Below are 14,387 nucleotides of genomic sequence, written 5' to 3'. Positions count from 1 at the left end.
GCTCATTAAGAACGTGTGGCACCTACCTCGTTGAGGTAGGTGCCACACCTTGTTTGAAGCTGATTTACACGGCTTCTGGTTCGTGTTCTTTCAGGTAACGGCGTCCGCCAATAACTACCAAGGCTGAGATGGCCAGGGTGAGGGCAGCAACAAAGAACGGAACTTGAGCGCCAAAGTTTTCGCCCAATTTTGCGGCGAAGAACGGAGCCAGGGCACCACCTGCCCACCGAACAAAGTTGTAGCCGGCTGAGGCTACCGGGCGCGGGGAGTCAGAAACGCCCATGGCAAGCTCGGTGTAGATGGTGTTGTTGATACCCAGCAGTGCGCCAGCCACAATCACCAGTACGACGACGGCGGTCACCGAGTGCCCAGCGGCCAGTCCCAGTCCCACTAGGTCCAGCATCAGCAGTCCCAGCGTAAAGGCCAGCACCGTCACTGAGCCGAATCGACGCTGGAGGACCGGAGCTGCGAACACGGAAAACACCGCCAGGGCGACTCCCCAGCCAAAAAACACAGCTCCAATGCCGTAGGCGTCCATACCCAGGATGAAGGGGGTGAAAGCCAAAATGGTGAAGAAGCCGTAGTTGTAGAAGAGCCCGGACGCCGCAGTGGTCCGCAGTCCCTTGTGCCCCAGTGCAAGGAGGGGATCACGCAAGCGAACCTTTTTAGCTGGCAGCGCCGTTTTGGGGAGCATCACGAGGAGGGCGATAAACGCAGCGGCCATCAGTACTGCAGTCCCAAAGAATGGTGCGCGCCACTGCCAGCCGCCCAACAGTGCTCCAAGGAGTGGACCGAGCGAGATTCCTAAGCCAAGTGCGGCCTCATAAAGGATGATGGCGGTAGCTGCGCCGCCGCTTGCCACACCAACAATCACGGCGAGCGCCGTGGCCACAAACAGGGCGTTTCCTAGGCCCCAACCGGCACGGAATCCAACGAGTTCACCAACGCTTCCGGAAGTTCCAGAGAGGGATGCGAACACCACAATGATGGCTAGGCCAGTGAGCAGTGTTTTTTTGCCGCCGATCCGGGAGGAGACAAAACCGCTGATCAGCATGGCGACTGCCGTGACGGCAAAGTAGCTGGTGAAGAGCAAGGAAACCTGGCTGGGGCTGGCCTGCAGGTTTTTGGCGATTGCGGGCAGGATGGGGTCAACCAATCCGATGCCCATAAATGCAAAGACGGCTGCGAGCGCGGTGGCCCACACGGCCTTGGGTTGTTTGAGAAACGAGGCTTTTTCAGCTTCGAGCGTTTCTTCGCTTGCCTGCAGGGTTTCTGCGAGCTGGCCTTCCATCGAGGATTCTCCTAGTGCTTGGATGGCCAGGGCTGAGGCGGTTCAGTCCTGGTGGATGTTGTTATTGATTTTCGAGATCACCGGCAGTGCTTTGCTGAGCGCTTCCCGGTCTTGGGCGGTGAGGGCCGCTAAGACGCCGGCCATGGAGTGGTTGCGGCGTTCGTTGGAGCTAGCTGCTGTCTGTTTGCCGGCCTCAGTGAGCGCTACGCGCACGGCCCGGGAGTCCTCGGGATCGGGTTGGCGTAGGACGAGGCCGGCTTTTTCGAGCCGGATGATTTGCTCGGTGGCACTGGGAACTTTAACTCCGAGGTTGCGTGCAATTTCGCCCACGCGGACGGGGCCGCTGGCTACCATGTTGAGCATGCTCAGTTGTGCGACGCTGAGTTCCCCGTCGGAGTCAAAACGCCGGGCGAAAAACACACTATGCCTGAGGGCTTCCCGAAATTCCGCGCTAAGGGCGAGCAGCTCGGGGCTGTGCTTCTGTTCAACGTTCATAGTTAGGTATCCTAACAGTTAGGGCACCTAACAACAAGTATTGCTGGATCTGGTTAACACGGAACCCCCTCTCAGCCTTCTATTCAAAGGTGAGAGGGGGTTCGTTAGAAACGGTGTTTAGCTCAGGGCCTTAGGCTTTTGCCGCGTCCCGTTCCTTGATTGCAGCGTCAATGAGTTCAACCACTGCACCAAAAAGCGGGTGATCCGCCTCCAGCCCCGTGATCTTCTCGGCAGCTTCCGCCGCTGAGCTCGAAGCCAAGATTCCACCAAGCTCAACGGCTTCAGCGTCAGCTGGATCGTCAAAGCGCAGTGCCGCACCCATCGCCTCAAGCAAGGCCGACGGCGTGGTCCCACGTTCGGCTAGTTCAGCCGCCGGGGAGATAAACCGTTCGTTGCGGCTGAGTTTACGCATCGGCGCACGGCCCACACGGTTCACAGTGTCCGGCAAGTACGGGTTGGTGAAACGGCCAAGAATCTTTTGAACGTAGGCCTCTTGTGCCGCCTCATCAAAACCATGTTTTGCCACCAACAATGCCTTAGTTTCCTCAAGCACTGCCCGCACCTTGGCACCAACAGTCGGATCTGCCATGGCATCGGATATTTTCTCGATCCCAGCTGCATAACCAAAGTAGGCGGCCGAGGCGTGCCCGGTGTTCACCGTAAAGAGTTTGCGCTCGATGTACGGGCCCAGCGCGTCCACAAAAGTGGCTCCCGGAATGACCGGCGGAGCGCCCTTAAACGGGGTGGCGTCAATAACCCACTCGTAAAAGGTTTCCACCGTCACGTCCATCCCCTGCCCTGCGGCCTGGTTGGGAACAATCCGGTCCACAGCGGTATTGGCAAAGACTGCCACCGAATCCAAAGAACCGGCTGCGTCATCCCAGTTAGCCACAATGGCGTCGCGGAGGATGTCCGTTGCGTTAATGGCGTTCTCACAAGCCATCACGTGCAGCGGCGCAAGTCCGGCGGGCCGGGCTGCCAGGCCGCGGGCGATGACAGGTGCCACGAACTTGAGGATGTGCGGCCCCACAGCTGTGGTGACCACATCCGCCGTCGCAATTTCTTCCACAACGGCGGCCTCTTGGCTGCCAGAGTTCAGCGCACGAAAGCCCGTGACAGTTTTGTCTGCCGGGTTCTCCCCCACTTCGTGAACCGTGTAGGAATCAGCTGCGGCAAGTTGGCTAATCAGCGCGTCTGCAACATCAGCGAACACCACCTCGTACCCGGCTTCGTGGAGCAAGAGCCCCACAAAACCGCGTCCGATGTTTCCAGCACCAAAATGAACTGCTTTCACTATGAATTCACCTTTTCAAAGAGGTCCAAGATCTCTTCAACGCTGGTGGCTGATTCAAGCTGAGCCACCTGCGCCTTGTTAGTGAAGATCTTGGCGATGGAGGAGAGGATGTGCAGGTGCTCGTTGTTGACACCGGCAACACCCACCACAAACTTCACTTCCTTGCCGTTCCAGTCGATGCCCTCCGGGTAACGGATGAAGGACACGGCCGAGTGCAGGATGTGATCCTTGGCGTCGTTGGTGCCGTGCGGAATTGCGAGGAAACTGCCCATGTAAGTGGAGACGGATTCTTCGCGCTCATGCATGGCCTGAACGTAGCCCACATCCACAGCACCACGGTCCAGCAAGAGCTTTCCGGCCTCGTCAATGGCGCCATCACGGTCACGCGCAGCGCCATTAAGGATCACACTGGAGGACCGGAGGATGTCCTTGGACGCGGCACTTTGAGCCGCTTCCTCAGATACTGCCCCGGCAGAAGGTGCGACGTCGGCGCTAGCCACAGCGGCACCGCCACCTACCGCAGTAACCGCCGCAGCTGGTGCTGTTGTAGCCGTATCGGCGGGAGCAGTCTGGGAGCTGCGCACCAAATCAACAATCTCGTCGTAGCGCGGGCTGCCCATAAAGTTATCCACCGAGAAGTGCTGTGCGCTCTCGGTCCGGGGCCTAGCGCGTTCGGTGAGGTCCTGGTGAGTGACCACAACGTCGTACGTGTCAGTCAGGTTGGCGATCGCCGCATTGGTGACCTTGACGTCGGTCAAGCCGGCCGCCTTGATCTTGTTGCGCAGTACCGAGGCGCCCATGGCGCTCGAGCCCATACCGGCGTCGCACGCAAAAACTATGTTCTTGATAGGACCAGCCAAAACAGCCGTTCCAACACCTGCACCAGTTGCGCCACCGTTGAGAGTGGAAGCAACCGAACTCTTTTTGCCCTTCATGGCTTCCATCTTGGACGTAGCGGCACCCAAGTCGTCCTCGCCCTTGTCCTTAGAGGTACGAAGAATGACCGAAGCCACCAAGAAAGAAACGGCAGTAGCGAGGAGTACCGAGAGGATCACGCCAAAGTAACTATCGCGTGAGGTCTGCGCCAGGACCGCAATGATCGAGCCGGGTGCTGCCGGAGCCACAAGGCCCGAGTGAGTAATAGCAAGGGTTGCAATGCCCGTCATACCGCCAGCAATGGTGGCCAGGATCAGGAGCGGACGCATCAATACGTAGGGGAAGTAGATCTCGTGAATACCACCGAGGAAGTGGATGATCGCAGCGCCAGGAGCGGAAGCCTTGGCAGCTCCGCGGCCAAAGAAGCTAAACGCCAGCAGGATTCCCAAGCCCGGGCCAGGGTTGGCTTCGAGGAGGAAGAGGATCGATTTGCCCTGATCCAAGGACTGCTGGACACCCAGCGGGGTCAGTACGCCGTGGTTGATGGCGTTGTTGAGGAAGAGCACCTTGGCGGGCTCGATGAAAATGCTGGTCAGTGGCAAGAGGCCATTGTTGACCAAGAACTGCACCACCTGGCCCGCACCGGCACTGAATCCGGAGACCACCGGTGCAACACCAAAGAACCCGAGCATGGCCAGAACGGCGCCCCAGATGCCGGCTGAGAAGTTGTTGATCAGCATCTCGAAGCCGGGGCGGATTTTGCCATCCCACAAGCGGTCAAGCTGCTTCATGGTCCAGCCGCCAAGCGGGCCCATAATCATGGCACCGATGAACATCGGGATACCAGCGCCCACAATCACGCCCATGGTGCCAATGGCGCCCACCACACCACCGCGGACGTCGTAGACCATCTTGCCGCCGGTGTAAGCAATAAGGAGTGGCAACAAGTAGGTGATCATCGGGCCAACGAGACCAATGTTGGCCACGCCGGCAGAGTTTTCTCCGAATCCACCAAGGGCAGGTACCGGAATCCAGCCCTTCTCAATAAACAGGGCTGTAATTAGTCCCCAGGCTATGAACGCACCAATGTTGGGCATGATCATTCCGGAGAGGAACGTCCCAAATTTCTGTACGCCAACCCGCAGGCTGGTCCGGGGCTTATCCACGGCTTGTGTAGCCATCAGTCTTCCTCACGTCCGTCCCGCAACTCTGCGGAATCAGGTTGATAAATAACGTTGCAGTCCTAAGAACTGCCGGAAATTCGGTGCAGCCACTCTAAGAAGAGTTTTAGCTCCGAACTAGACAATTGATCCGAACGCGAAGCCTGCAGGGCCGCGTTTAGTGCTATTGCCGCAACCACCACGGGGGACTTCCCGGGATCCTCTGCTACGGCGTCACGGGCTTTCTCCGTGGAGATGGCGAAGATCATCGAATCCCGGGTCATCGTTGAGAGTTCCAGGTTTCGCTCCTCCGCCGGCTCGGCGATCAACATCAGGGTTGTCCCAACATTGGCCGCCAGCATGCTTCGAGCCGCCTCGCGTGGAGGCACGTTGATTAGTCCGGCGATTGCCGCTTTGCTGAGCATCTCTTCGAGGAGCGATTCCGCGTCTGAGACGATCGAGGGGCGGCTTTCAGGACGAATATTTCCAAACATCACCAAGTAGAGGTGTGGCTGCGTGAGCCCGAATTGAACGTGGTTGTCCCACATCCGGCGGACGTCCACAAGGGGTTCGCCGGAGGGTTCAAAGTCCCGCTCGCCCGCAACATATTCTTCAAAGCCGGCCGTAACAACTGCGTCAAAAAGGCCTTCTTTGTCCCCGAAGTGGTGGTACAGCGTGGGTGCAGTTACGCCTGCAAGTTTGGTGATTTGGCGCGTAGAAATGGATGAACCTTCCGAATTTGCCAGCAATTCGGCCGCTGCACGAAGCAGCCGAATCTTCGGCGGAAGCTGGTCATCCAAACTCATAAGCGCTACCCTATCACCTATAGCATTGCTATATGAAGTAGCTCACAAGCGATGAACCAGAGCCGTTTCCGTACCGAGCAGCACCACAAGCACCGAGCAGGAACAGAGGATTCAGTGTTGAACTTCCAAGGCGTAGGCGTCAGTCCGGGACGCATCGTGGCAGCCATTCGTCAGATGCCCAAACCCGTCAGCGAACCTCCCGTCGGCGAACAACTATCCGCCGGAACAACACCGGAAGAAGCCACTGCGGCTCTCAAGGCGGCAGCGCAAAACGTTCATGACCGGCTCAGGGATCGCTCCGAGAAAGCTACCGGAGACGGTAAGGCAGTCCTCGAAGCCACCGCCTTGATGGCCAAAGACACCATGCTCATCAAGGGTGCGGCCAAGCTCATCAACAACGGAACTTCGCCTGAACGCGCCGTGTGGGAAGCCGCCGCGTCCGTCTCCGAGATGCTCCACAACCTAGGCGGCTACATGGCCGAGCGAGCTACCGACGTGTTGGACGTTCGCGCCCGCATTGTGGCTGAACTTCGGGGAGTTCCCGCGCCTGGCATTCCCGCTTCAGATACCCCGTTTATTTTGCTCGCCGAGGATCTGGCCCCGGCGGACACGGCAACCTTGGACCCGGCGCTTGTCCTAGCGCTGGTGACTTCTGGCGGCGGCCCGCAGTCCCACACCGCCATCATCGCCCGCTCCCTAGGTCTGCCCGCTGTTGTGGCAGCACACGGTGTTGAAGCCCTCGCAGACGGCACCGAGGTTTATGTTGACGGCGCCGCGGGAACGCTCAATGACCAGCCCAGCGACGAAAACCGCGCCGCCGCTCAAGCGTGGACAACCACTGCGGCCACGCTGAGCGAATTCGATTCAAACGGAACGACGGCGGACGGCCACTTGGTCCCGCTGCTCGCCAATGTGGGTGGAGCCAAGGACGCCGTGGCCGCCGCGGCTATGGGTGCCCAAGGTGTGGGACTGTTCCGCACCGAATTCTGCTTTTTGGAACGCGATTCTGAGCCCACCGTTGAAGAGCAAGCTGCAGCCTACAAGGCCGTCTTTGATGCTTTCCCGGGCAAAAAAGTTGTTTTGCGTACCCTTGACGCTGGCGCCGATAAGCCGTTGCCGTTCCTCACGGACGCCACCGAGCCCAATCCGGCACTTGGTGTCCGCGGTTACCGCACGGACTTCACCAGCCCTGGTGTTCTAGACCGTCAGCTGCAGGCGATTGCTATTGCCGCACAGGACTCAGAAGCAGACGTGTGGGTCATGGCACCGATGATCTCAACAGCTGCTGAGGCCGCGCACTTTGCCTCCATGTGTGCCACTGCTGGCATCAAAACCCCAGGCGTGATGGTTGAGGTTCCCTCAGCTGCTCTCACCTCAGCGAGTGTTCTCAGCGAGGTCAATTTCGCTTCCCTGGGCACCAATGACCTCACCCAGTACGCCATGGCAGCAGACCGCCAGCTGGCCCCACTAGCCGAGCTCAACACACCTTGGCAACCGGCCGTTCTACGGTTGGTCAAACTGACGGTTGATGGCGCCACAGAAGAAGGCAACGGCAAAACTGTTGGAGTCTGTGGTGAGGCTGCCGCTGACCCAGCCCTCGCCGTCGTACTCACCGGGCTGGGTGTTAACACCCTGTCCATGACGGCCCGAGCATTGGCGTCCGTGGGTGCCGTACTAAAAACCGTGACGTTGGCCCAGGCGCAAGAATTGGCTCAACTGGCTTTGCAGGCGCGGACAGCCACTGAGGCTCGTGAAGCAGTCCGCGCTAAACTGCCGGTACTTGCCGAACTGGGACTCTAGGTTTTATAGCCCCGTCAAGCAACACATAAGCTGAATGCAAAAGCTGATTTCAAGGAGAACGTTATGTCCGAACGCACAGCCACCATCGCCAGCCGCTCCGGCCTCCACGCACGCCCGGCGGCCATCTTCGCCGAGGCTGCAGGTGAGCAGCCCGTTGAGGTGACCATCGCCAAGCAAGGTGACCCGGTTGAGGACGCCATGGACGCCTCGAGCATCCTGTCCTTGATGACTCTGGGCGCAGCCAACGGTGACGTTGTGGTTCTCCGTGCCGAAGGTGACGGCGCTGACGCCGCCCTCGATGCACTCGTAACCTTGCTCGAAACGGACCTCGACGCCGAGTAATTTCGTGGCATTGATCACTCCGCGCGTCAGCGCCCCACTGCCGCTCGAGGACGCAGCGAAACTTCGCCGCGTCCTCGACGGCGGCACTGACATCACTGTCTTCGTTGACGGCACTGTGCACCGCCTCCCCACAGCCGCGCGCGACTCGGTGGTGGACCTTTTAGGCCGCCTGAGCCGCGGAGAATCAGTGACTGTCAGCAGTGTTGCGGAATTACTGACCACTTCTCAGGCCGCTGAGTTGGCCGGAATTTCCCACACCTATTTGCGCAATATGACTGACCGCGGTGAGATCCCGGTGGAGTACCGCGGCACTCATCGCCGCATCCGGAGTGAGCACATTATGGCGTGGCTGGCTGCGCAAAAAACCAATGAGGCACCGGAAGCCACACCGCCCGCGGGTTAAGATAAATCCGTGGCGAATATTCTGGGATGGCATACGGTGGCGGGCATTCTTGCTGCGATCGTTGCCGCCGTTCTGGGAACGGTTATGGGATTCGAAGGTCCCGCTCAAGCCATGTTTGTGGCAGTTGCCTACGTGGGGGTCACAATGTTTGTTGACCACCGCCGCCGCAAAAACCGTGCCGCAGTGGATGCACAATTGCGCGAACTTCAGGCTAAAGCCGAAGACTCTGAGCCGCGCTTCCCCCAAATGCTAGACACGCGCCAACTTCAACGGCCCAAACTCTAAGGTTTCCCCGACTTTTATAGACGTGGCCGCCCACTCCACCGGAGTGACTTGATCCCCGCGTGAAGTTCCAGCCGTAAAGCCCCCGAGAGCGGGTCTGCACCCAGAATCTGCCGGACTCTAGATAAGCGGTTGTAGATGCTACTGCGGTGCAAGTGCAGCGCAGAGGCCACCTCCTGAACCGAGCCGTTGCTGTCATACAGAAGCTCCAAAACCGGCAGCAGCTCTTTATTCCTGTCCTCCACTTGCAGCTTGCGAAGGTTAGAGGTGCCCTCCTCGGGCCAATGAGCAGCCCCGTGCGCGTGAGCAAAAAATTGGTAAATGCCGGTGCTGCGGCTATCTACGAGCTCACCCAGTTGAGGGTCGACGGCGGCAGCTTGAGCTGCTGCTTTTGACTCCCGGTACGCTGCGGGCAACTCCCGGATAGTGCCAAAAGGTTCGCTGATTCCCAAAATCACCCGGGCCACCGGTATCCCAGCCCGCTTGGCCAGTTCAAGTTGATAGTGGACCATCACTTGAGCGTGATCGGCCCGTCCTGGGGACGCTTTAAAGAGCACTACGGCATGGCTTTGAGTTCCTGCGGAGAAGAGTGCCGCATCCACACCAATCGTCGCTTGCAGGGCCGCGTTGCGGTGGATCAGGGTTGCCGCATGTGGGTCAGCGTCGCCCGGGCTAGCTGCGCCAGAAGGATCTTGCGCGTGTTCATGGGCGCGGCCCAGTACCGTGACTATCTGCCAGGGTCCCCTGCCGTGGACTTCGCGCCAACCACTAACAGTCCCCAGAGCGTTTACGTCCCCTTCACACGAGGCGAGGAACTCTTTTTCACGTAGCCGGCGAGTCTGGGATTCTGCAGTGTTGGAGTCCAATAACAGCGTGGCCAGCAACTCTAGTTCCCGGTGAACGGCCGGTAGCTCCGTCAGGATGCCGGTGGCGCTAGCCTCTTGAACATCCTGCTGGACCCACAAGTACCCCACTCGGAAACCACGGACCAGCAGTGGCACACAAACACGGCCCAACATACCCAATTCCTCGTTGGCTGGAACCACCACGGGCCGCACGGCTGTGGCAATTCCGTGGGATAACTGCCACGCATTAACGTCCATAGGAACGCGCTTGCTCAGTAGGAAGTTCACCCGTACCCGGTCTGCGTGGGACTGGTTGGCACTGTAGGCGAGGAGCACGCCGTCGAGGTCTTCAAGGGACAGTCCGCGGCCCAAGCGGTCTGCAAGTTGTTCCACGATTTGTTCAACGTCGGGTTGGGGCATAAAAACCATAGATTCAGAGTACGTTCCACTCACAACACTAGGCGACAATTGACGCTACTCAGTTCAACAAATGTCGAGTGATTGATTTCAAAAATCCCTAGAAATCAAGGATGTTATTTCGCCTCCTTTGCGGACCCCTGTCTGGTAGCTCACAAACGGTCATAAGCTGAAACCGCAACAGTCGCACACCATAACGGAGCAAAAAATGATCATCGGTGTCCCCAAGGAAATCAAAAACAACGAATTCCGCGTCGCCATTACCGCCGCTGGTGTGCACGAGTTCCGCACTCACGGCCACAGTGTGCTGGTGGAGCGTGGCGCAGGCCTAGGCTCTGGCATCACCGATGAGGAATACTCCATTGCCGGCGCAGAGATCGTCGCCGAGGCTGATGATGTGTGGGCCCGCGCCGACATGGTTATGAAGGTCAAGGAGCCCATCAAGTCCGAGTACCACCGATTCCGCAAGGGCCTAATCCTCTTCACCTACCTGCACCTCGCAGCAGAGCCTGAGCTGACCCAGGAACTGATCAACTCCGGCGTGACGGCTATTGCCTATGAGACAGTCCAGGACGGTCGTGCCTTGCCGCTCCTGGCCCCGATGTCCGAGGTTGCTGGCCGCTTGTCCGTTCAGGTGGGCGCTACCTCTTTGATGGCTCCGGCCGGTGGCAAGGGTGTTCTGCTAGGCGGCGTTCCGGGTGTTCGCCCGGCCAAGGTGGTTGTTCTGGGTGCCGGTGTGGCCGGCACCAACGCCGCAGCCATGGCTTTGGGCCTAGGCGCCGACGTGACCATCCTGGACATCAACATCAACCGCTTGCGTGAACTGGATGCGCAGTACCAAGGCCGACTGAAGACCGTGGCATCCAACGCGTACGAGATTGAAAAGTCAGTGGTCGATGCGGACTTGGTAATCGGCTCCGTGCTAATCCCCGGGGCCAAGGCCCCCAAGCTGGTGACCAATGATCTGGTGGCCCGCATGAAGGCCGGTTCGGTCCTTGTAGACATCGCCGTGGACCAAGGCGGTTGCTTCGAGGACACCCACCCCACCACACATCAGGAACCCACCTACAAAGTGCACAACACCATCTTCTACTGCGTGGCCAACATGCCTGGTGCCGTGCCGAACACCTCCACCTACGCGCTGACCAACGTCACGCTTCGCTACGGCGTAGCCCTGGCGAACTTCGGCGTGCGGACCGCTTTTGAGAAGGACGCAGCCCTGGCTGCTGGCCTGAACATCGCCGCTGGCCGGGTGGCTCACCACTCGGTGTCCGAGGCACACAACCTCCCGCTCGCCGCCGATTGGCACGAACTGGTCACCGTATAAGCGAAACGCTCCACGTGGTTGTGGCTTAGCTGGTTTTCTGACTAGCCGGTTTCCTGACTAGCTGAGTTCCTGCTCGGCGATTCGCCGCGCAGCCTCCATGAGTCGCAGCACCTCAATGGGCCCTTCCGGATCTACCGGGACGGGCCCATTGGCGTTAATGGCCTTCGCGAGCAGGCGGTAAAACTCGGGGTAGTTCCCGCGTTCGGTTTGGACGCGGCCCAACGACCCCGGAAAACCCAACCAGCCGTGCGCTTGGGCCGGTTCAATCCCATAGCCTGGGTCGCTTGGCAGCATTCCACCCTGCAACTGGGCCTCTTGAGGGTCAATGCCACTCTTGAGATACGTGCCCTGAGTGCCCAAGACACGGAAGCCCGGGCCCGGCTGTCCGGAGAGCTGATTCATGGTCAAGTGGCTCATCACCGGGGCAGCATCCCCCACTGGGTTGTGCCGAAGAACCACAAAAACGTCATCATCGGCGTGCTCTTGTGGCCGCCGAACTTGGATCTCTGCGTGCACCACGGCGGCCGGGCCAAAGAGCTGTACGGCGATGTCTAGGAGGTGGGTGCCCAGGTCATAAAACACTCCCCCACCATCGGCCACTGTGGCTGCAGCCTTCCACGATTTTGTGATCTCCGGCTGCCAGCGTTCCATGCCCGATTCGAACCGAGTCACAGTCCCTAGCTCGCCGCGTTCAAGCAGGCCTTTGACCGTGAGGAAGCCGTTGTCCCAGCGCCGGTTTTGGTAGACGGTCAGTTTCCGGCCCAGGCGCTGGGCGAGTGCCACGAGTTCCTCACCCTGCGCACTCGTGACCACAAACGGTTTATCCACCACCACATCTAGGCCCGCCTCCAGTGCTGCTTTCGCGAGCGGATAGTGGGTGGCTGGCGGTGTGCCGAGCACCACCAAATCCAACTCGTCAGCCTTTTCCAGTACCTCAGCGGCCCCACGCACGACGACGGTGCCCGGGTAACGCCGTCGGGCATCAGCTGCGCGCTGTACGTCCGAGGTTGCGATGATGTCCAGCGAAAAGTCTGGGTTAGCAGCGATGAGTGGGGCGTGAAAAACGCTCCCGGAGAGCCCAAACCCAATCACCGCTGTCCTGATGTGGCCTGTATGAAATTGCTCTGCGGGCGTGGAAGCTTCGCTGCTGCGTGTCATGTTCCCAGCCTATTGGCACACAAAACTTGTGGGCACACAAAAGGCCGGCATATCCCCGAAGGAACATGCCGGCCTTTTAGTTCATCAAACTAGATCAGTTCAAGCTAGCGGCTCACACCTGACCAGCTCAAGGTCGATCTACTTGTGGGTAGAACCCTTTTCCCAACCAACTGTTGACCAGTCGGTGGTCTTGAAGAGGTCTGCGCCGTAGTTGGCGAGCCCCTTGTGTACAAAGAAGATCTCCGGACCGTTCATCACAACGCCCATGGAGTAGTACTTAGCCATGTGCTTCTTTTCAACCTCCATGGCTGCCTTGTTGCGCTCAGTGTTGTCAGCGATGGAAGCAACCTTTGCAATCTCGGCATCCAGCTCAGCGTCGCCAAGCTTGTTGTCGTTGATAGCAGAGGAGTAGAACTGCTTGACACCATCAGTAGCGTCAGCACCCACGGTGTAACCAGAGATGGTCAGATCGAACTCACGCTCGCCGACAACCTTGCCGAAGTCAGCGTCACCGCGCTGGTCAATTCCAACATCCATACCGGCGGCCTGGAGCTGCTTCTGCAGGGTCTGAACCGTTGCCAAACCAGTGGGGTCATCACCGAAGTTGGTGATCTTGAAGGAGACAGTCTTGCCGTCCTTAGCCATTACGCCCTTGTCGTTGGCTTTGTAGCCAGCGTCTTCAAGAACCTTCTTGGCCTGATCAGCACCGAATTCCGTTACCGGGTAGTTGTCCTGGTAGTACGGGGAGAACGGCATCAACATCATGGAGCCGGAGCTCTTCTCTTCCCAGTTCAATCCGTTGAAGCGAACCTTGCGGAGAGCTTCGCGGTCAACAGCTGTGAAGATTGCCTTGCGAACTGCAACGTCCTTGAGAGCGGGGCGGAGTGCGTTGATGTTCAAACCACCGGCGAAGAGGCGCTGACCGCGACGAATGTCAGCGTCCTTTGCACCTTCAAGAGCCTTGTACTTGGTCAACGTACGGCCATCAGCCATATCAACTTCGCCGTTCTTGAACGCAGCGGAGGTTGCAGCGGCCTCAAGCTGGCGGAAGATCACACGATCCAGTACCGGCTTGGCACCCCACCACTTGTCGTTAGGCACCATGGTGACGGTCTTTGCAGCGGAGTCGTACTTCTCGAGCTTGAACGGGCCAGCCATCCACTCGGGGTGCAGTTCACCGGTGAAGCCGTCATTGAAGACTGCCGGGGTGTTGACCTTGGGGTTAACAAAGCCGGTGAAGAGAGCGTCCAGGGGGTACACGGGCTGCGTGGTGGTGACAACAACTTCCTTGTCACTGGCTCCAGCCTTGACCGAGTCAACAAACTCGTAGGCACCCGGGGTCACAATGAGGACGTCCTTATTTTTGCCGTTGAGCATGTTCCAGGTGTTCTGGAAAGTCTTTACATCGATCGGAGTTCCGTCGTTGTAAGCGGCTTTGTCATTGATCTTGATGGTGATGGTCTGCTTGCCATCTTTGACCTCTGACTTGAAATCGGTGCAGAAGTCCTTGTTCAAGGTCACGGTGCCGTCGTAGTCCGAGGACCAGCAACCGGTGTTGCCGGCAACGTCCATCGGGCTGTGCAGCGTGGTGTTGTCTGCGTTGTTGCCTTCATCGGAGAAGCCGTTGAAAGCCGGACCGATGTTACCCAAGGGCAGAGTTACGGTGCCGCCCTGATCCAGCTTGTCAACGGGCTGCGCGTTGACGCTGACGAGTTTGCCGAGGTCGCCAGTAGCGTCGGCGCCCTTACCAGCTTCGGGGCCGGAATTGCCACCGTTGCCTCCGCCACAGCCCGTGAGGGCAAGCGCTGTGGCAATAACTACCGCACCGCCAATGCTTAGGTTCTTCTTCATGGTGTTCCCTTCAAGTGGAGCGAGTTGTAGAGCCCTTGCT

The 14,387-nt window shown here is 58.9% G+C and carries 13 protein-coding genes; 5 read left to right on the top strand and 8 right to left on the bottom strand.

Going from position 1 to position 14,387, the window contains the following annotated elements; translation table 11 throughout:
* Positions 1 to 64 precede the first annotated feature (64 nt).
* The 5 genes from ACQR35_RS13275 to ACQR35_RS13255 all read right to left on the bottom strand — a co-directional run bounded on the left by ACQR35_RS13275 (position 65) and on the right by ACQR35_RS13255 (position 5,922).
* A complete protein-coding gene (locus tag ACQR35_RS13275; RefSeq protein ID WP_430268661.1) occupies positions 65 to 1,291 on the bottom strand; it encodes an MFS transporter in 1,227 nt (408 codons plus the stop codon).
* A 42-nt stretch (positions 1,292 to 1,333) separates the two neighbouring features.
* On the bottom strand, positions 1,334 to 1,786 hold the full coding sequence (locus tag ACQR35_RS13270) for a MarR family winged helix-turn-helix transcriptional regulator (RefSeq protein WP_430268662.1): 453 nt from the start codon (positions 1,784 to 1,786) through the stop codon (positions 1,334 to 1,336).
* Between the two features lie 130 nt (positions 1,787 to 1,916).
* Entirely contained in the window at positions 1,917 to 3,080 is a 1,164-nt protein-coding gene (locus ACQR35_RS13265) for a mannitol-1-phosphate 5-dehydrogenase (RefSeq protein ID WP_430270323.1), read from the bottom strand.
* Positions 3,080 to 5,137 carry a PTS mannitol transporter subunit IICBA gene (locus ACQR35_RS13260; RefSeq protein WP_430270322.1) on the bottom strand — a complete coding sequence of 686 codons (2,058 nt, stop codon included), beginning with the start codon at positions 5,135 to 5,137 and terminating at the stop codon, positions 3,080 to 3,082. The genes ACQR35_RS13265 and ACQR35_RS13260 overlap by 1 nt, the downstream gene beginning before the upstream one ends.
* Before the next feature lie 62 nt (positions 5,138 to 5,199).
* Positions 5,200 to 5,922 (bottom strand): TetR family transcriptional regulator, encoded by a 723-nt coding sequence (locus ACQR35_RS13255; RefSeq protein ID WP_430270321.1) that lies wholly within the window; start codon positions 5,920 to 5,922, stop codon positions 5,200 to 5,202.
* Positions 5,923 to 6,036: 114 nt separating this feature from the next.
* On the opposite strand from ACQR35_RS13255, the gene ptsP reads away from it, so the two are divergent.
* From ptsP to ACQR35_RS13235, 4 genes are all read left to right on the top strand, one after another.
* Entirely contained in the window at positions 6,037 to 7,722 is a 1,686-nt protein-coding gene (gene ptsP, locus ACQR35_RS13250) for a phosphoenolpyruvate--protein phosphotransferase (protein ID WP_430270334.1), read from the top strand.
* A gap of 63 nt (positions 7,723 to 7,785) precedes the next feature.
* Complete coding sequence (locus ACQR35_RS13245) at positions 7,786 to 8,064, top strand: HPr family phosphocarrier protein (protein WP_430268666.1); 279 nt, start codon at positions 7,786 to 7,788, stop codon at positions 8,062 to 8,064.
* A 4-nt stretch (positions 8,065 to 8,068) separates the two neighbouring features.
* A complete protein-coding gene (locus tag ACQR35_RS13240; RefSeq protein WP_430270320.1) occupies positions 8,069 to 8,467 on the top strand; it encodes a helix-turn-helix domain-containing protein in 399 nt (132 codons plus the stop codon).
* A gap of 9 nt (positions 8,468 to 8,476) precedes the next feature.
* The gene (locus tag ACQR35_RS13235) at positions 8,477 to 8,752 is read left to right on the top strand and encodes a hypothetical protein (RefSeq protein WP_430270319.1); all 276 of its coding nucleotides are present in this window, start codon (positions 8,477 to 8,479) and stop codon (positions 8,750 to 8,752) included.
* A gap of 14 nt (positions 8,753 to 8,766) precedes the next feature.
* Here ACQR35_RS13235 and ACQR35_RS13230 read toward each other — a convergent pair whose 3' ends face one another.
* On the bottom strand, positions 8,767 to 10,014 hold the full coding sequence (locus ACQR35_RS13230) for a PucR family transcriptional regulator (protein WP_430268699.1): 1,248 nt from the start codon (positions 10,012 to 10,014) through the stop codon (positions 8,767 to 8,769).
* 205 nt (positions 10,015 to 10,219) lie between these two features.
* Here ACQR35_RS13230 and ald point away from each other — a divergent pair, with 205 nt between their 5' ends.
* Entirely contained in the window at positions 10,220 to 11,338 is a 1,119-nt protein-coding gene (gene ald, locus ACQR35_RS13225; protein WP_430268669.1) for an alanine dehydrogenase, read from the top strand.
* 57 nt (positions 11,339 to 11,395) lie between these two features.
* Here ald and ACQR35_RS13220 read toward each other — a convergent pair whose 3' ends face one another.
* Both ACQR35_RS13220 and ACQR35_RS13215 read right to left on the bottom strand, forming a co-directional pair.
* A complete protein-coding gene (locus ACQR35_RS13220; RefSeq protein ID WP_430268670.1) occupies positions 11,396 to 12,496 on the bottom strand; it encodes a Gfo/Idh/MocA family oxidoreductase in 1,101 nt (366 codons plus the stop codon).
* Positions 12,497 to 12,634: 138 nt separating this feature from the next.
* Entirely contained in the window at positions 12,635 to 14,347 is a 1,713-nt protein-coding gene (locus ACQR35_RS13215) for an ABC transporter family substrate-binding protein (protein WP_430268671.1), read from the bottom strand.
* Positions 14,348 to 14,387 lie beyond the last annotated feature (40 nt).

The sequence above is a fragment of the Pseudarthrobacter sp. J1738 genome (assembly GCF_050490315.1).
Classification (GTDB): Bacteria; Actinomycetota; Actinomycetes; order Actinomycetales; family Micrococcaceae; genus JBNPEO01.
This window is presented reverse-complemented; position numbering and strand designations above follow the sequence as displayed.

Bases quoted from the DNA above. Each gene is read 5' to 3' on its own strand.
- ACQR35_RS13270 (WP_430268662.1), bottom strand. From the start codon at position 1,786: ATGAACGTTGAACAGAAGCACAGCCCCGAGCTGCTCGCCCTTAGCGCG.
- ACQR35_RS13245 (WP_430268666.1), top strand. From the start codon at position 7,786: ATGTCCGAACGCACAGCCACCATCGCCAGCCGCTCCGGCCTCCACGCA.
- ACQR35_RS13220 (WP_430268670.1), bottom strand. From the start codon at position 12,496: ATGACACGCAGCAGCGAAGCTTCCACGCCCGCAGAGCAATTTCATACA.
- ACQR35_RS13230 (WP_430268699.1), bottom strand. From the start codon at position 10,014: ATGCCCCAACCCGACGTTGAACAAATCGTGGAACAACTTGCAGACCGC.
- ACQR35_RS13215 (WP_430268671.1), bottom strand. From the start codon at position 14,347: ATGAAGAAGAACCTAAGCATTGGCGGTGCGGTAGTTATTGCCACAGCG.
- ACQR35_RS13275 (WP_430268661.1), bottom strand. From the start codon at position 1,291: ATGGAAGGCCAGCTCGCAGAAACCCTGCAGGCAAGCGAAGAAACGCTC.
- ACQR35_RS13260 (WP_430270322.1), bottom strand. From the start codon at position 5,137: ATGGCTACACAAGCCGTGGATAAGCCCCGGACCAGCCTGCGGGTTGGC.
- ACQR35_RS13255 (WP_430270321.1), bottom strand. From the start codon at position 5,922: ATGAGTTTGGATGACCAGCTTCCGCCGAAGATTCGGCTGCTTCGTGCA.
- ald (WP_430268669.1), top strand. From the start codon at position 10,220: ATGATCATCGGTGTCCCCAAGGAAATCAAAAACAACGAATTCCGCGTC.